At 47.0% G+C, this 17,432-nt stretch carries 12 protein-coding genes; 7 read left to right on the plus strand and 5 right to left on the minus strand.

What is annotated here, in order from left to right; translation table 11 throughout:
• Nucleotides 1-91: 91 nt before the first annotated feature.
• On the plus strand, nucleotides 92-1,879 hold the full coding sequence (locus tag Q4Q50_RS09775; protein ID WP_311899176.1) for an aminopeptidase P family protein: 1,788 nt from the start codon (nucleotides 92-94) through the stop codon (nucleotides 1,877-1,879).
• Between the two features lie 225 nt (nucleotides 1,880-2,104).
• On the opposite strand, the gene Q4Q50_RS09780 is transcribed toward Q4Q50_RS09775, so the two are convergent.
• Nucleotides 2,105-3,370 carry an HD-GYP domain-containing protein gene (locus Q4Q50_RS09780; RefSeq protein ID WP_311899177.1) on the minus strand — a complete coding sequence of 422 codons (1,266 nt, stop codon included), beginning with the start codon at nucleotides 3,368-3,370 and terminating at the stop codon, nucleotides 2,105-2,107.
• Between the two features lie 580 nt (nucleotides 3,371-3,950).
• On the opposite strand from Q4Q50_RS09780, the gene Q4Q50_RS09785 reads away from it, so the two are divergent.
• Nucleotides 3,951-5,519: a methyl-accepting chemotaxis protein gene (locus tag Q4Q50_RS09785; protein WP_259562213.1), complete on the plus strand. Its 1,569-nt coding sequence runs from the start codon at nucleotides 3,951-3,953 to the stop codon at nucleotides 5,517-5,519.
• 406 nt (nucleotides 5,520-5,925) lie between these two features.
• Nucleotides 5,926-7,227, plus strand: a complete 1,302-nt coding sequence (locus tag Q4Q50_RS09790; RefSeq protein WP_311899178.1) for a DEAD/DEAH box helicase — start codon at nucleotides 5,926-5,928, stop codon at nucleotides 7,225-7,227.
• Nucleotides 7,228-7,461: 234 nt separating this feature from the next.
• On the opposite strand, the gene Q4Q50_RS09795 is transcribed toward Q4Q50_RS09790, so the two are convergent.
• Nucleotides 7,462-8,352 (minus strand): hypothetical protein, encoded by an 891-nt coding sequence (locus Q4Q50_RS09795; RefSeq protein ID WP_311899179.1) that lies wholly within the window; start codon nucleotides 8,350-8,352, stop codon nucleotides 7,462-7,464.
• Nucleotides 8,353-8,712: 360 nt separating this feature from the next.
• Here Q4Q50_RS09795 and Q4Q50_RS09800 point away from each other — a divergent pair, with 360 nt between their 5' ends.
• From Q4Q50_RS09800 to Q4Q50_RS09810, 3 genes are all read left to right on the plus strand, one after another.
• Complete coding sequence (locus tag Q4Q50_RS09800) at nucleotides 8,713-9,360, plus strand: peroxiredoxin-like family protein (RefSeq protein ID WP_311899180.1); 648 nt, start codon at nucleotides 8,713-8,715, stop codon at nucleotides 9,358-9,360.
• 99 nt (nucleotides 9,361-9,459) lie between these two features.
• Complete coding sequence (locus Q4Q50_RS09805) at nucleotides 9,460-10,095, plus strand: DUF2913 family protein (protein WP_311899181.1); 636 nt, start codon at nucleotides 9,460-9,462, stop codon at nucleotides 10,093-10,095.
• Nucleotides 10,096-10,254: 159 nt separating this feature from the next.
• A complete protein-coding gene (locus tag Q4Q50_RS09810; protein ID WP_006082582.1) occupies nucleotides 10,255-11,007 on the plus strand; it encodes a substrate-binding periplasmic protein in 753 nt (250 codons plus the stop codon).
• A 209-nt stretch (nucleotides 11,008-11,216) separates the two neighbouring features.
• Here Q4Q50_RS09810 and Q4Q50_RS09815 read toward each other — a convergent pair whose 3' ends face one another.
• From Q4Q50_RS09815 to Q4Q50_RS09825, 3 genes are all read right to left on the minus strand, one after another.
• Nucleotides 11,217-11,738 (minus strand): YdhW C-terminal domain-containing protein, encoded by a 522-nt coding sequence (locus tag Q4Q50_RS09815; protein WP_311899182.1) that lies wholly within the window; start codon nucleotides 11,736-11,738, stop codon nucleotides 11,217-11,219.
• A gap of 81 nt (nucleotides 11,739-11,819) precedes the next feature.
• Nucleotides 11,820-13,943 carry an aldehyde ferredoxin oxidoreductase gene (locus Q4Q50_RS09820; RefSeq protein WP_311899183.1) on the minus strand — a complete coding sequence of 708 codons (2,124 nt, stop codon included), beginning with the start codon at nucleotides 13,941-13,943 and terminating at the stop codon, nucleotides 11,820-11,822.
• A gap of 16 nt (nucleotides 13,944-13,959) precedes the next feature.
• Complete coding sequence (locus Q4Q50_RS09825) at nucleotides 13,960-14,604, minus strand: 4Fe-4S dicluster domain-containing protein (protein ID WP_006085762.1); 645 nt, start codon at nucleotides 14,602-14,604, stop codon at nucleotides 13,960-13,962.
• A 355-nt stretch (nucleotides 14,605-14,959) separates the two neighbouring features.
• On the opposite strand from Q4Q50_RS09825, the gene Q4Q50_RS09830 reads away from it, so the two are divergent.
• Nucleotides 14,960-17,329 carry an OmcA/MtrC family decaheme c-type cytochrome gene (locus Q4Q50_RS09830; RefSeq protein WP_311899184.1) on the plus strand — a complete coding sequence of 790 codons (2,370 nt, stop codon included), beginning with the start codon at nucleotides 14,960-14,962 and terminating at the stop codon, nucleotides 17,327-17,329.
• The last annotated feature ends 103 nt before the right edge of the window (nucleotides 17,330-17,432 follow it).

The following is a 17,432-nucleotide window of genomic DNA, read 5'->3' on the forward strand; positions in this document are numbered from 1 at the left end:
GGTTAGAACTCAAATCAACATAGACCTACTTATCCTTAGGCAAGCTTTGCCTACCGACTCGCACAGCGTGCCAGTCTCACTTGGAGCCCATATGTCACATTCTATCGCCAGCCGCCTCGGTGCCATTCGCAGCGAATTATCTTCCGCCAATCTCGATGCTTTTATCATTCCCCGCGCCGACGAGTATCTGGGCGAATATGTGCCAGAACATAACGAACGTTTGTACTGGGCAACCAACTTCACTGGCTCGGCAGGTATGGCTATCGTATTGAAAGATAAAGCCGCTATCTTTACCGACGGCCGTTATACGGTTCAAGTTCGTCTGCAAGTGGATGCCGCACTTTTCAGCTATGAAAGCCTGACCGATACACCACAAATTGAATGGTTATGTGACACGCTGCCAGCGGGATCTCGCGTTGGCTTCGATGCACGCTTACATACTTTAGCTTGGTATGAAAATGCCAAAGCAACCTTAAGCAAAGCCCAAATTGAATTAGTGGCGGTTGAGCAAAATCCTATCGATTTGCATTGGCAGGATCGCCCCGCACCATCAAGTGCGCCAATCACGTTATTCAGTAACGAGAGTGCCGGTAAAACCAGTCTGCAAAAACGTACTGAAATTGGCGCCTTAATGAAAAAAGCCGGTGGGGACGTTGCTTTGATTGCCGCGTTAGATTCTTTCTGCTGGCTATTAAACATTCGCGGTAACGATATTCCGCGTCTGCCTGTCGTGCTCGGCAGTGCCCTGCTTCATGCTAATGGCGATATGCAGCTGTTTACCGATTTAAGCAAACTCCCTGACGGCATTGAGGAGCATGTCGGTGCAGGCGTTAGCTTTAAAAGTGAAGCGTCCCTCGCCGATACGCTGGCGAGTTTATCAGGCGTTAAACTGCTTGCCGATCCAAACTCAGCTAACGCTTGGGCACAAAACCTCGCCCGTGAAGCGGGTGCTAAATTGATTGCTGGCATTGATCCCGTTTCTTTGCCTAAAGCGCAGAAAAATCCCTCAGAACTTGCCGGAATGCGCGCTTGTCACATTCGTGATGGCGTTGCTGTGAGCCGCTTCCTTGCATGGTTAGATGCCGAAGTCGCCGCCAAGCGTATGCACGATGAAGCCACACTTGCCGATAAATTAGAGAGCTTCCGCCTGCAAGATGAGCGCTATCGCGAGCCAAGTTTCGACACCATTTCTGCAGCCGGCCCCAATGCCGCCATGTGCCATTACAATCACAACAATGGCACACCAGCGATGATGACGATGGACAGCATCTACTTAGTGGATTCTGGCGCGCAATATATCGATGGCACCACAGATGTGACCCGTACTATTGCGATTGGCAAAGTCACTGATGAACATAAAAAAATGGTCACGCTAGTGCTAAAAGGCCATATCGCGCTAGACCAAGCTCGCTTCCCTAAAGGCACTTCAGGCCAGCAACTCGATGCATTCGCCCGCCAGTATTTATGGCAACATGGCTTTGATTACGACCACGGCACTGGCCATGGCGTGGGTCACTTTTTAAGTGTGCACGAAGGTCCGCAGCGCATAGGTAAAAATGTCAACGGTATCGCACTGATGCCCGGTATGGTGCTTTCCAACGAGCCGGGTTACTACCGCGCTGAGAGTTTTGGCATTCGCTTAGAAAACTTAGTCGTAGTGCAACACTGTGAAGCACTGAAAGGCGCTGAGCGTGAGATGTATGAGTTCGATGCACTGACTATGATCCCTATGGATGCCCGCCTAATCGATAAGAGCTTGCTAACGCAAGGGGAAATCGACTGGTTCAATGCTTACCATCAGCAAGTGTTTAATACACTTTCGCCGCTGATGTCCGGTGATGAACTCGCGTGGTTAACGCAAGTAACTAAAGCGATTTAGAGCGATTTAGCACTCCTGCGGATAAGTAGCGATTTAAGTCGTCATTTAAATCATCTTCTAAATCCGTTATATGCTACAAAATAAAACGCCCAAGGCTATAAGCCTTGGGCGTTTTTTTAGCACTGCTTCTGTACTTTCAAGCCTAGTCCTATTTCAATAGTATGCTTTCAGGACATGGTTTCAAAACACGATTTCTATTTCAAACATGATTAAAAACACGAGTCGCTAAACCATAGTGGGCTGCGCCATAGGCTGATAAGCATCATCCAGCGATGCCTTAGATAACACTTCAAACTCCTGATGAATTGCCATAAAACAATCAACTAATTCAGGATCGAAATGCTTACCTTTGCCTTCAATCATTAAATCGATAGCTTCTTGGTGGCTAAAGGGTCGCTTATAACATCGCGGCGAAGTCAGCGCATCATAGACATCCACCAAGGCAACGATGCGCGCCGAAAGCGGAATATCCTCACCTTTCAACCCTAAGGGGTAACCACTACCATCCCACTTTTCATGGTGACCCGAAGCAATATCTTGGCCCATCTGAATAAAAGTACATTGGGGCGCATATTCCAACAAACTGCGTAACACTTGGCCACCAATCACAGGGTGGGCTTTGATCTGCTCAAACTCCTGCGGGGTTAATTTACCCGGTTTGAGCAGAATCGCATCGGCAATACCAACTTTACCTATGTCGTGCAAAATGGCCGATAGACTAATATCTTGAATAAAATCATCGTTCAATTCAGCCGGTGGATTGTCGGCCTGCAGTCGCTGCGCCGCGAGCATTTTTGAATACTGCCGCATACGTAGTAAGTGCGCGCCCGTTTCGTTGTCTCTGTATTCGGCAAGTTTGGCTAACCCTAATACAGTCGCTTGGCGTGAGGCTAAGGTTGAATCGAGTGAATCCGCCAACTTACCTAATAAGTAAGTGATGGTTAGGGTCAACATGGCATTGGTTACAATAAAATTGACCACGACAACGGCCCAAATACCCAAACTGTAACCGTGAATATCAGGCCAGTTTAACCAGCCAAAGTGATAGGCAAGCCCAATCAGTACCAGACTCAGCCCATTTAAATATTGGGCATATAAGCTCGCGCGACTTCCTAAGAAAATGCCAACTAATGGCGCAAAGATATATAACCAGAAGAACCCCGCACCCGATGGACCAATCGCAATCAAAAAACCAACGCCAATAGCAAACCCCAAGAAGCAGCCACAGCCAAAACGCGTGCTATCAGCAAGCTTAGGAAAATACAGCAAAAATAGTAAAAAAAGATAAGCCAGCGTATCGAATACCACCATAGACCAAAGATCGGCGATGACACATAAATACACGCTGGTGATATATACGGGCACGCAGAGAAGCGCAAGAAAGCCAAATAGACGTTCAAAAATCAAACGTCGCCAATGGGGCAGTGCCGCTGCTGTCCCCAAGGACGTGGTAGCCAATTTAGCTACGCCACGTCTAAGTGATATCGCCATGGGAAAATCCTCTTATGTTGCATTCCCGCTAGGAGCTAATGAAGCTGAACTTATGAACCTAAGCTAATGAACTAAAGGGTGAGAATGAGATGACAAAACTGAGGCAAAACCAGATAAATCACACACTCAGCAAGTCATAGTTTGTTGCCCATTAAAGAATAGACTAAGACGAATAAAGCGCCCGAATGAATGCCGCGATATGGCAACCGAATCAACGACATTAGTCCAATATCGCCGAGCAGATTTAGTCGATAACATGAGCGTCTAATATCCACTCAATATCTGAGGAAAAATAACCCTATACAAAATACTGAAATTTACGTTTCAGCAGGATAAACGCTCGTTTAATTCTGTATTCGCACTACTTAAAATTTTTATATTTTGCAATAGCTTATAAATACAACGAACGATTGATTTTCATAGGTGAGCCATCAAAAAGCGCTCTCCTATACCCATACAAAAATGATAGTCTTATCACATAACAAGCTTACCCCAATGAGAGTAAGCGCAAGAAAATTAGCGCCTAACACCGCGACACTGAACCCCAATAAACCATATCGGCCCTGAATGGACACACTAAATGAGCCAGAGTAACGCATCTGCCAACAGAACACTGAATGCACAGAGATCAGATCAAGAAATTCGCTTAACACCACAGGACGAACTCATTTCCACCACCGACACTCGCGGTGTTATCACTTACGTTAATGCCCGTTTTGCCGAAGTCTCAGGCTATAGCGCCCAAGAGTTAGTCGGCAGTGCCCACAATATGGTTCGTCATCCCGATATGCCGAGCGCCGCCTTTAAAGAAATGTGGGAAAAGCTTAAGTCGGGCCAATCTTGGCGCGGCATAGTGAAAAACCGCTGCAAAAATGGTGGCTTCTATTGGGTCGATGCCTTTGTCTCGCCATTGTTTGAAAACGGCACCATTGTCGGTTATCAATCGGTACGTATTCAGCCTCAGGCCGCCTACGTCAGCAAAGCAAATGAGATATACCAAAGACTTAAACTGGATAAATCCATTTCTAAGCCCTTAAGCTTAATGCAAAAACGTATCCTCTCGGCGGTTGTCGCCTCAACAGGCTTACTGATCGCAGGCTACTTTTGGGGCTGGGGCGTGATTATCGCGGGGGCGGTTTTGATGAGTTTAAACTTGGCTATATTCTACGATGAGGCCTTTCGCATTCCCGCTAAACTGATTGAAATGCAAACCAAATACGACTCTATCAGTCGTTACATCTACTCGGGTGCCGATACGTCTTCTATCCTCGATTTCCAGCTCATCATGCTGCAAGCCAAAATGAATGGCGTACTGGGGCGCACACAAGATCAAGCCAATCAATTGCACGCGATTGCCGATCAATTAGTGGTCGCGACCGAGCAAACCTATGTCAGCCTAGATCAAGAGAAAAGTCAGTTAGAACAGCTCTCTGGCGCGATGGAAGAAATGAGTTCAACCATCACAGAAGTGGCGCAGAATACCCATCTCACGTCCACCAGCATCAATACCGCCTACGATCTCTGCCTTAAAAGCAGCGCCAATATGAAGGCCAATACTCAAAAAGTGGAACAACTGGCCAAGTCTGTTGCCGATGCCGCTAACAATGCCCATCAATTGAATAAAGAAGCCGAGCAAGTTGCTAATGCGATGGGCGAAATTGACTCCATCGCCGAGCAAACCAATCTTCTCGCCCTCAATGCGGCCATTGAAGCTGCCCGTGCGGGTGAACAAGGCCGTGGGTTTGCCGTGGTCGCCGATGAAGTGCGCGCGCTGTCGAGCCGAACCCAACTGTCGACCAACAGTATTTCAAAAAGTGTCGATAAGATGTTCACTATGCTCAACGCATGGGCCAAAGAAATGGAACAAAGCCGCCAACACGCGGAGCGCTGCGCTAGCGACATCCAACTATCCGCCGACAATGTGAATACCATTTACCAAGAAGTGAGTGATATCCACACCTTTGCCCAGCAAAATGCGGTCGCAGCGGATCAACAGCGTCAAGTTGTTAATGAGATTGCCAGCAACATACACTCCATCACCCATTCAAGCGCGGAGAACTTGGCCGCGACCCATCTGATTGGTGATGCAGCCCATCTGCTTAAGCATAATGCCGAGAAAGCCCTCGGCTTGAGACGCACCTTCGGTTAGTCATAAGCAAGATATAAAATGCCGCAGCCAAAACTGCGGCATTTTTCTATCGCGTTATTTTAGCCCGTTCTTTCCGCCAGCCGTCACTCAACCTTAAATCATACTCTACTAAGAGCATACTCAATCCAGTACTGATCCAACCCAGTGCTTGCAGAATTGGCCCTATCCCGCCTGAGCCGTCGCTAAGGCTTTTATCTCTTGGCGATAAAATGATGCAGATAAAATGCCAAAACACTAAAAAGTTCAGGTTTTAACCGAAATTTTTGCTATACTCCGCGCCCGCCATTTTTCTTATAAAATCTGTGTGGAAGAATGAGCCAGTCGGCACGCCTCTCTCCTTAGTCGAGTAAATAATAGAGGCTCGCGGTGCTTGAATGTTTGAATAAGTGAACGATAGGAATCCAAAATGAGATTTGAATCTTTTAGTTTTTCCCCCGAGATTTTGCGCGCTATCTCAGATTGCGGTTATCAACAAATGACGCCTATTCAGCAGCAAGCGATACCTGCTATCCGCCGCGGCCAAGATGTCTTAGCCAGTGCCCAAACCGGTACGGGTAAAACCGCCGCTTTCGCGCTGCCGATCCTGCAAAAGATGGTTGAAAATCCAAGCGAAACGTTAAAGTCGAATGCCCGCGTATTAATCCTTACGCCGACCCGTGAGCTTGCGGCTCAAGTGGCTGACAACGTTACGGCTTACTGCAAGTACTTAAACTTCAGCGTGTTAACCATTTATGGTGGCGTAAAGATAGAAACACAAGCGCAAAAGCTGAAACGCGGCGCCGATGTGATTGTTGCCACCCCAGGTCGCTTACTTGAGCACCTTACCGCCTGTAACTTAAGCCTGTCGAACGTCGACTTTTTAGTCCTAGACGAAGCCGACCGTATGTTAGACATGGGCTTTAGCGCCGATATCCAAAAGCTCCTTCAAGCGGTAAATAAGAAGCGTCAAAACCTGTTGTTCTCGGCCACTTTCTCAAGTGCGGTGAAAAAACTCGCCAACGATATGATGGTTAAACCGCAAGTGATCAGCGTTGATAAGCAAAACACGACGGCCGATACGGTTAGCCAAGTGGTTTATCCGGTTGAACAACGCCGTAAACGCGAACTGCTTTCTGAGCTTATCGGCAAGAAAAACTGGCAACAGGTCTTGGTATTTACTGCGACCCGTGAAGCCGCCGATACGCTAGTCAAAGAATTAAATTTAGATGGCATCCCATCTGAAGTAGTCCACGGTGATAAAGGCCAAGGCAGTCGTCGCCGCGCCCTGCGTGAGTTTGTTGCAGGTGATGTCCGCGTACTGGTTGCCACCGAAGTTGCCGCCCGTGGTCTGGATATTCCAAGCCTTGAATACGTAGTCAACTATGACTTACCTTTCCTCGCCGAAGACTATGTCCACCGTATCGGTCGTACAGGCCGTGCGGGTAAAACTGGCGTAGCCATTTCATTTGTGAGCCGCGAAGAAGAACGTACCTTAGCCGATATCGAAAAACTGATCGGTCAACAAATTCGCCGTGTCACTGTGCCAGGTTATGAAGTGGGCAGCCGCGAATTGCTATTAAAGCAATTGCAAACCCGCCGTAGCTTTGCCAAGAAGCAACAAAGAACCGACAATGTTGGCGCTCAAGTTACTGCTGAGAAAAACATGCAAGGCCGCCGCGTAAAAATGAAGGTGGGTCAAGCACCTAGCAAAGCGAAAAAGCTGAAATAAACAACTAACATAGGCAATGCACCTCGCCTATCCAGTCTCGTTATTAAAGCAAAAAAGCGTCCCAAGGGACGCTTTTTTATTGAGCCGAATTAATGAGCTACAAGCCATAGGCTATAAGAGTGACTCGCTCTAAAGATGGCTTATCTCAGTCCGAACTCTGTGACGGACTCAATCGGCAAGTTATCCCCTACCTCATTTGCACAATACTTAACCCACGGAACTGAGGCCGATCACTTATTCCAAAAAACCACCAAATAACTGTTTAAGCCTTTGCTCATCAATGGGATTTTCGCCGCGCCAGCCCGCAAGCGGTAAGATGATGTCAGAGCGAATACTGCCCGGGTATTTGATATTGCAGATCTCCTCAAATGGCGTAAACGCTTCATAAAGCGGCTCAACATAGGAATTTGGCATGATGCCAAGCTCAGCTAACACCATCAGTTGGCCACGGAAACTGTACTTATTAAAATTGGGGATAATCTTGGCTTTCTTCACCCTTTGCTCGAGTTTTCCGGGTGTTTCATCTAAAGGAGCCTGACGGATAGCTTCAATTAATGCACTGAAGATGGCCACATCCTCTGCATTGGGTTTACAAGGCGATAGCGTACAAAATTCTTGTAATTCTATGAGGTTGTGCGCCCAGCGCTCGTTCCACACACTGCCAGCGTAACAGGAAAAGATTTTTTGCCCCTGCTCAATCCAGTTAACGCGCTTGATGGAACACACAGGACAAATATCATTAGCGGTTGCCATCGAATGTTCTGGTAGCGCCTTCGCAAACAGATAGCTGAGAATGGGTTGACGACCGCGCGGGAAACTTGAAAAACCACATAAATAGGCCGCCAACAGATTTTCCAGTGACAAATTAGGCTCTAGGAGTAGTTTTTTATAGGCAAGAACGGCCTCATCATGGCTTAGCTTAACCCTGTTATTGACCGGATAGCCACTCTGTTCAATCAATGCGATTTCGGTATCAGATAGGCCTTGATAGGAGTAGATATTAGTTCCCGTATCGACATCAAACACATCGCCATTATCGATTCTTTGTTGATAACCATGCTCGTCTTTGCGGTACGACTTTTTATAATAGACTTTCTTTAACGCCTTAAATAATCCCTTATCCATTTACCACTTTCCTATTGAAAAAATTACCAAACATCACTTCAGCCTTTCAAGGCTGTGGCAATATTATCACTTTCGCGTTCGGCGCCCCACCTTAGCTCACTCGAGCTGCTGACTCGATTAGCTCACTCAATTAGCCCACATTATCGGTTCACACCATTGACTTATATGAGACTAAAACGAGCTTTTGGGTGATTGAGCTGCATTGCTTTAAAAACACCACTTAATCTGGATACACACTGCAATAAATTGCAGCATTCGCCGTTCTTATAACAGTCTTCCCCATTCACGCCCCAACAAGCGTACAAACCAGAGCCAATCGCTTGAATTAATAGAATAACCCATAACAAAGAGAGATTACTTATGCCGTCCCTACTACAGCGCTTTTTACTGACCACCAGCCTACTGCTTGGCAGTTTTACCACACTAGCTCAACCTATCGCTAAGGATGAATATTCGGTTAGCCCACTGCTCAATGGCGAACAAATTCCCGCAATTACCTTACAAGATATGAATGGCCAAAGCGTTGATTTAGCAAAATTAACCGCACAAAAACCAACCATTTTCTTCTTTTACCGTGGTGGCTGGTGCCCATTTTGTAACAATCAAATGGGACAACTAAAAGCCATTGAACCTGAGTTATTAAAAATGGGCTTTCAGTTAGTGGGGATTTCACCCGATACACCAGCTCAACTTAAGGCTTCGGCGGCAAAAAATGAACTTAAATATCTGCTACTTTCCGATGAAAAAATGCTGGCATCCCAAGCCTTTGGTTTAGCTTTTTACACTAGCGAAAAGGTGACTGAAACTTATACCGCACGCCTTAATCTCGAGAATCCTTTATGGATCACCCCAGAAGGTGCCAAACGTTTAGTCTTACCTGTACCCGCCATTTATATCAGCGACGACAAAGGTTTGATTCATTTTCAATATATCAACCCTAACTACAAAGTGAGGCCCGCGCCAAAGCTGATTTTAACCGCCGCGAGTTTGGTGGGATCGCAAGAATAAATATCGGTTTAACGACCGCTTTGCTAAACTAGCTCCGCCGCAATCAATATCGTCCAAGTTCAAATAGATAACATCACTTCAGCCCGCGGCGGAGTCATAATGAATTCTCAAACCTATAACCAAGCTGTGCTCGAACTCGCCCTTGCGGGTCTTGCCGATTTAACCGCTTCAGCACAGACCAAGAAAGCCCAGCGCACCTCCGCGCAGGAAAGTCATTTTTTGTGTAATTGGATGGTCGAGTCCTTAAAGGAAAAACGCTTTTCTAAATTAGTAGCCGACGATCTCACGGCTTGGATACGTTTGGCTCGCAGCCAAGGTGCGGGCGCCGAACTCAAGCGTTTACTAGAAAGGATTGTGCATCAATATCAAACAGTTGAGACATCGGAGCAAGCTTTGGGTACGGCATTAAATGCCATGATAGCAACCTTAAAGCAAGCCGAATGGTTAGTCTTTACTGACACTGAAATCAGCGCCAAGCTCAAACTCGATGGTGATGGTCAATCTAGCTTAGTAATTGATGCAAAAGAATTTAATCAACATATTCAAGATAATCAGTTGGTCAAACCAATCAACTTATATGTCCGCGCCGATGAACAGACACTAACGCGTATCGCCCTATCCCATGGGTTATTACTGAGCCAAGGCAATAAGAAAACCAGCTTGGTTAAGCACCATAAAACCTACCAAATTTTTCCGCATAATCAGCAGCCAGCCCTGTGTCAGCTATTGGCTTAGGCGCCATAGCGTAAAGTGTAATGGCGTAAAGGTGAAAACTGTTTAACTATGGCTGATGTGACTGATTGTGACCCAATAAACAATTTATTCACACAGTTTAGGTAGAATGGCCATCGGATAGGCCTTGGCTAAAGCAGAGATAACAAGGATAAAAGCAATATGGTTAAGCGATGTTTGCAGTATAAACACTTAGTTCGATTTGCCTTGTTCGCCCTTTGCTTTACTCAACCACACGCCTATGCGGAGCAGCTCAAATACAATATCACTGGCTCCTATTCTTGGTATCCGTATTTTATCGGCGACCAAGCAGAGGCGCCGGGGATGATCACTGAGCTTATCCCGATGATTTTATCCCTCGCTAAAATCGACGGTGAAATCCTCACCCTGCCGCCAAAGCGCACTAATAACGCACTGGAAACCGGTCAACTCGACTTTGATATCGTCAGCCCGAGTTGGTTTGAAAAGCAGGATTTGGGGCCGCTGTTTGTCAAATCCGCCCCCATAATGCAAATCACCGAATATGTGGTCACCCTGCCTGAAAATGTCAGTAAATATAAGGATATCGACCAGATAAAAGGTAAACAAATCGGGACTGTGCGCGGTTATTTATACCACGACGATAAGGACTTTATCCGTGCCGACTTTACCTCTGAGCAAGAGTTAGTCAAAGCCTTAGATAAACACAGAGTCGATGCGATTATTTCCGGTAATTATCCAGCCTTGTATTGGTCGACTCAGTTGCGGATCCCTGTCGCCCTTGCGGCGGTGCATTCCGATGGGGACTTAGTGTTTAGGTTACGTAAGGAACATGCCGATTTGCTGCCTGCCATCAATCAAGCGATTGCGACCCTAAAAGCCAATGGCAAGATTGATGCGATAGTCAAAAAATACACCCAAACACTGACAAGCTGATCCTATGCTCAAGCATTGGCGTTATTAAGACCACAGTTACAGCTTGGGCTTAGCTCAATCGTTTTTTTCGTTATAACATCATCGGCATGCCATCTGTCCACATTTCCCGTCATCAATAAAAAAGCGCCCGCAGGCGCTTATCGATACAGATCCAAGGTTGATCAACACTTATCAGTGTTGATCAATAGCTCAACTTAGTCAGCTTAATGTCAGTTTGACCATTCACAGGGATCGTAATTGGCGAGGACTGCGGCATAGCTGTGGCTCAGTCCTTGAGTCGAGTAATAGTAACCTTTGCCCTGTTTATCCACGGCATAATGGATATCTTCCGCCCCAAGCTGCTGCGGCAATTGCTCACGCACATTAGCTAATTGGGGCCCATCATAAAGATAGGGGGCAAAAGTCAGCACGCTCTCCTGATACACCTCAGTATGGCGGCAACTATTGCGGCGAATTTGAGCAATGATGGCCTCAAATGCATCACCGCGCTCCAGTGCTAACCATTGCTCGGCATAACGCTCAACGATACTTTTGTCGGAATAGAAAAAATGCCGCTTATCCGACAAGCGCATCTGCACATCCGCATAAGCCTCATTGAGGATTAGCTGAATATAACCCGCAACCGTTTGCTTATTATCCCAGTCCAACCCAGCCACGGCGGCAATTTGCTCCGCCGTGACTAAACGTCCGTGTTGGCTAAATACTCGGATATAACCGACGAGTTCAATCATTTTTTCACTCATAATGTCCAGTCACAGTGTTCACTCATAGTGTCCAGTCATAGCGCCAATCATAGTGCCCAACTAGAGTTTTCAAGCGGGTAGTAAACCTCGCGCCGCTAATTTGTCGGCGACAAAGCCCAGACTAAACTTGTCGAGTGTGGCCCGCGTTGGCGCTCCTGTTTGAATGTCCCAACCAAAGGCTTCGTAGAACATGTCCAGCGAGGTTTGCATGTCGGCGCGGTCCATCTTGATGGTGCCCTCTTCACCAAAATTTTTGTCTGGGTCCATATCGTAAACCCAGTCACTGAGCACATCGTGCTCTTCACGCATATTGCCCTCATTCATCTGCAACATGGTTAAGGCGCGGTGCAGATGCAAGACTCTTTCCGCCTTGAAATCTAACTCAGTTTCACTGGTTTCAATCCCTGTAACTAGGCTGAACATTTGCGATTCTATGGTGCTATCGCCTTCATAATTACGGTTCTTATCGGGCGATGCCAAAAGCGGGAACATCCAATTACACAATGTCAGCGAGTCATGCAGCACGTTTTTCACTAAAGACCACTTAGCGAAACGAACCTTAGCGGCATTAATCGGGGTATACCACTGCACCTTATCAAAGGCGCCCTCGCCCCATTTTTTCTCGGCGATAGCGACTGTCATATCGTGGGGTAACCCACTGTTAACGATGTTGATGTGGGAATGGCACTGGGCATCGCGGTTAAAGACGACGTTGATTAAGGTGCCCACCTGACCTGCAGTTTCACTCGCATGGTGCACGGCGGCGTTGGTTTTTCGGTTAAAGACCTTGGTTTTACTCTCTTTATGTATGTCCCAATACCCTAATGCGGGGTTTGTGCCATCTAAGCCCCAACGCGCGATTAAGTCATACAATCCATCCGCCATATGGGAAATCTCGCCTTCTTTGTAGGCAATGCGGCGATAGAAATCAATTAAGAAGGCAGGATCTTGATTATCCCAAAGCGCCCAAGGAATGCTGTTGTATTCCTCTTCTGGCAGTAAATCTTTGAACATATCGTGTGTTTTTAAAAACTTAAAGATATGAGAAATCAAACCATAGTTACACCAAATGCCGTAGTCATCGAGGATCTGTGCCCCCAAAGCTCCCGCCATCGCATGTGCTTCAGAGCCGTTTGTGGTGCCCATCAAATACTGAGGCACGAGGAATCCCATACAGACGTTGGCAATATGCTCGGTCTTACGACCATATTTACTCTTCAGTTCAGGGACTTTAAGCTCGCAGAAACAACGTATTGGGCATGAATGGCAACCGCCAGTGCGCTTCATCCACTTGTTGGCATATTCGACGCCTATGTAACTTTCGGCCATCGAAGTACGAAATCCAATACGGTTACGCTCATTCCAAGGCACTTCGCCTAAATCAATTTCTTGATCAGCGGCGCCCCACTTAAGGCTAGGTCGTGATTTCCAGCGACTGATAGGGGCTGAGTACTCGGCCCAAGATTGCGGCGTCGAAGGCACCACACCATTATTATTGGCGCCGATAATCCCTAAAATATGGTCATCTAAAGCACGCATCTTTTCATTATTGGCGGCAATTTTAACGGCGCCGGTACCGATAATGCCGATCCCTTTACAATTTTTTGAGCCCATAACTGAGCCATGACCACCCGCAGAATGTCCGCCCTGAGTCATGATGACAGACAGAGGCACTTGGTTTTCACCCGCTTGGCCAATGGCCGCCACTTGTGCATTGGGGCCCATCATTTGCGCTATCATGGCGTGGGTATCGAATATGCCTTTGCCCCATAGTGCATCGGCGGGTTCTAAGGTGACCTTGTCATCGACAATTTTTAGCCACACAGGGCTCGCCGCTTTGCCTTCAATTGCAATCGCATCGAAGCCGGCAAATTTCATTGCAGGTGAAAAATGGCCACCAAAGTGACCGTCGGCAATAAGGTGTTTTTCAATCACCGGACTACGGGAAGTAATCGTTGTTCGTCCAGTACAAATCACGCCTGAACCCGTTAATGGCCCCGCAGAGAAGACAATAATATTCTCAGGATCGATTGCCTTTATATTGTCCTTATGACCATCCCACAATATTTTATAGCCAATACCCATACCACCAATATAGTCATAATATTTTTCTATGGGATCATACGAAATCGTATTTGTCGTTAAATTAACTCTAAGGACTTTTCCTGCCCAACCACCAATTATATTACTCATCATATTTCACCTCGATTCAAGAAACTAAGCCGGTATATTTTTCATATTGTTCTAATGCAGCTTCGGCTTCATCCCAAGGATAAAATTTAATTGCCCCAGTAGGACAAACTTGAGCACAAGCAGGCTGGCCATTGCATAAATCGCATTTCACGGCTTTCATTTTACTGCGGACGACTTTAATCACTTGCTGCGGACATTTATCAGCACAATAACCACATCCAACACAGAGTTCTTCATCAACCACTTTGGCGCCGGTTAGCGGGTTGGTTGAAATAGCCTGTTGCGGGCACACTTGTGTACAAACTTCACATTGGCGGCAAGTGGCAGGAATTATGGTGCCATCACCGCATTCGCCATGCTGTATGTGATAGTTGAATTGCATGCCATGCGGGCCGAAGTTCATGTTATGTTCGACTTTTACGCGCGCCAGCGTTGGACTACTGTCGCCCTCGTGGTTCCAGCTGCAGGCAATCTCGCAGCGTCGACAGCTCACACACACCACAGGGTTGACCACCATTAAACCACCGGCCATGACTTCTACGACTTCCTGACTGTCATTGTCGCTGCCACAACCGGTAAGAAAGCTAATCAGTGTCCCGTGATATACAGTACCGACAGCAACGCCCATACTGCTTTTAAGTATTCCTCTTCTGGTAATCATATTCGATCCTTTATTAGTCAAAGCAATATAATTAAAATATGCATACACTTTGATTCCCGACAATTTATGCTAGAGTAATATCTATTATTATTTTACGTCTGCGTCACACTTACCCAAATTGGGGCAGTATTAGATCAAGTTACACGACTTGTGTCTGACTAACGCTTTTAAGAATCAACAATTAAATATATCGAAAATCAAAATAATGCTTCAATTCAAATTACTTCAATATAATTAATCGAAAAGGTTTAAAAGCGATTAATTAACTGCCACTCAATGCATAACTCAGTTAATATCTAAAACGCATACATTCCGATTAGAGTCCCGACAGAATCTAATTAAAAAGGAATGGAAAATGATGAACACGAATACCCGTTCTCAATGGAAAATCTTTACGCCAATTGTTGTTGCAGTCTGTCTGATGACCGCCTGTTCCGATGGTGAAGAGGGTAAAGAAGGCCCACCTGGAATTGTGAGTATCAGCATAGAACAGGCCGATACTCTTAAAGCGACAATCGAAAAAGTCGCTATCGATGCGCAAACTCAAGTGCAGGTCGATTTCTTTCTCAGTAACGCCAATGGCATTGCCGTCACTGGACTAGAAAACCTTAAGGAGCTCGACACCTTAGGCCTTGGTATCGCCAAGCTTGCACCGCCGCAGGCGCACTATCACATCACTCAAGCCACAGCTGACGCTGCGGCGCAGAATAGCGCTGTCACAACGAGTGAGACCGCCAGTACGACAGATACCGCATTGCAATGGACCAGCTACATCAACAACCAAGTGGAACCCGCGACCAATGCCCAAACCAATGCCGTAACACAATTCCAAGCGGGCATAGAAAGCAGCTGTAAAACGACGTGTTTAACCTCGTTAGGCGCAGGTCTATACCGTTATACCTTTAGCAAAACTCTGACGGCATACCCGCAATTTTCGGGGCTCGATACCCAATACACGCCAGAACTGACCCACAGGATTTACCTAGAACTCAAACCGTTAGCCAATAGCCCAATCGACACTCAGTTGATCAACAGCGTATACGACTTTGTTCCCGCCACGGGGCAAACCGTCGCAGCGGACATGGGCCGCAAAGTTATCGCACCTGAGCAAGCCTGTTTTAGTTGCCATAATGCCGATTTGGCCAATGCCGATACCCGCCTTTTGATGCACGGCAGTAAACGTTTTGCCTTTGAGGGCTGCGTGGTGTGTCACACGACTTATTCTGGCGATCCTGAAACCGGTAACAGCTTAGATATGGCGACATTGACGCACCAGATCCACCAAGCTAAATATCAAATCGTCGGCCACAAGGGACAGTTATATGACTTCTCCAATGTGACCTTTCCCGGCGACATGAAGCAGTGCCAGCAATGTCATATCGCTGACGCAGCGGCGCAAAGCAGCAATTACAATATCCCCAGTAAAACCGCCTGCCTTAACTGCCATAAAGCGCAAATTCCCGCCGACTGGAATGGCACTGTCGCGGGGTTATTCCATAATAGGGATATTTTTGCCAAGCCATGGGCACTCAGCTGTAGTGGCTGTCACCCCGATAGCAATAATCCCCAAGGTGTGGGGCTATTTCACAATGCCGCAGTGAACACGGCCGCTAAACTGGCGAGCGATTACCAAATTAAGTTACTGAGCTCGCAGCTCAGTGTTGAGGCGCAAACTCTAGTCGTCACACTGCAAGTGCAGCAATTGGAGCAACTCCCCGCGACTCAAGCCATGATTAAATCTTTCTGGTTAATTGCCGCGGGTGAAACCAATCACGCCAACATGCCAGTCAATAATGGCCAGCGTAAAGTGTGGGATTTATTGGCAAACACGAGCGATGTTGCCTTAAATATCACGGCGCCGAATCAGTTAACGGTCACTATATCTAACTTGTCGACAACGGACTTTGGCGATCTAAGCCAATCTAAGCTCTACACTAAATTGGTGCTCTGCGCCGATAAAAACACTGGCTTTGCCGTTGACTGTAATATCGCCAATCACAATGTGAACCTCAGCGCGTTGAATACGCTCACCCTGCAAGGTCAAACGGTTACGACAAAGGCTAAGGTCGATGAAAAGGCTTGTCGCCAATGTCATGATCAAGGCTTAGAGGATAGAGTTCTGTCGGCGCATCAAATGAGGGGGATTTTTGAGCCCACTAGCAGCTGCGGCACTTGTCATGCACCGCAAACCGCAACCGCGCTAACAGATGGACAATGTCAAAGCTGCCACAGCAATGATGCAATCATGTATCTCAATGCAGGCATAATGCATACTCCAGGTGCCGACCAAATCAAGCCCTATCGCACCATCAACAATACCTTGAGCTACAGGGAGTTAGTGCATTCACTGCACGCAGGAACCCGTACTGTCGTCGGTTTTGACAACCCACGCCCAGAACTCACCTACCCTAATGCGAAAAACAACTGCAGTGTTTGCCATAGCGCTGGGCAACTGGATCTCGCGGGACTGAGTGCAGAGCAATCCCTGTTAGTTGCCGCACCCGATGCGGTCAACAATGGTCAAATTGCCGAGTATTCGCCAACCTTGGCAACCTGCGCCGCCTGCCATACACAAACAGATAGCTTAGTGGTTCATGCACGTGGCTTTGGTGGGGTTTATCAAAGCGATGCCAGCGGAGGGCGAATTTACCAAGCTGGGCAAGAATCCTGCGCCATCTGCCACGCCGAAGGTCGTTCATCGGGTGTCGATAAGGTGCACCAATAGGCTGGTAGATTTTATCTCGCCCAAAAACAAAACCGCTCGCAATAATGCGAGCGGTTTTATTTAATCAGGTTGATTTATCAAGCTGATTTATCGTGCTGATTTA

It is taken from the genome of Shewanella scandinavica (assembly GCF_031932065.1).
Classification (GTDB): Bacteria; Pseudomonadota; Gammaproteobacteria; order Enterobacterales; family Shewanellaceae; genus Shewanella; species Shewanella baltica.

Coding starts and splice junctions, on each gene's coding strand:
- Q4Q50_RS09775 (WP_311899176.1), top strand. CDS start 92: ATGTCACATTCTATCGCCAGCCGCCTCGGTGCCATTCGCAGCGAATTA.
- Q4Q50_RS09780 (WP_311899177.1), bottom strand. CDS start 3,370: ATGGCGATATCACTTAGACGTGGCGTAGCTAAATTGGCTACCACGTCC.
- Q4Q50_RS09785 (WP_259562213.1), top strand. CDS start 3,951: ATGAGCCAGAGTAACGCATCTGCCAACAGAACACTGAATGCACAGAGA.
- Q4Q50_RS09790 (WP_311899178.1), top strand. CDS start 5,926: ATGAGATTTGAATCTTTTAGTTTTTCCCCCGAGATTTTGCGCGCTATC.
- Q4Q50_RS09795 (WP_311899179.1), bottom strand. CDS start 8,352: ATGGATAAGGGATTATTTAAGGCGTTAAAGAAAGTCTATTATAAAAAG.
- Q4Q50_RS09800 (WP_311899180.1), top strand. CDS start 8,713: ATGCCGTCCCTACTACAGCGCTTTTTACTGACCACCAGCCTACTGCTT.
- Q4Q50_RS09805 (WP_311899181.1), top strand. CDS start 9,460: ATGAATTCTCAAACCTATAACCAAGCTGTGCTCGAACTCGCCCTTGCG.
- Q4Q50_RS09810 (WP_006082582.1), top strand. CDS start 10,255: ATGGTTAAGCGATGTTTGCAGTATAAACACTTAGTTCGATTTGCCTTG.
- Q4Q50_RS09815 (WP_311899182.1), bottom strand. CDS start 11,738: ATGATTGAACTCGTCGGTTATATCCGAGTATTTAGCCAACACGGACGT.
- Q4Q50_RS09820 (WP_311899183.1), bottom strand. CDS start 13,943: ATGAGTAATATAATTGGTGGTTGGGCAGGAAAAGTCCTTAGAGTTAAT.
- Q4Q50_RS09825 (WP_006085762.1), bottom strand. CDS start 14,604: ATGATTACCAGAAGAGGAATACTTAAAAGCAGTATGGGCGTTGCTGTC.
- Q4Q50_RS09830 (WP_311899184.1), top strand. CDS start 14,960: ATGATGAACACGAATACCCGTTCTCAATGGAAAATCTTTACGCCAATT.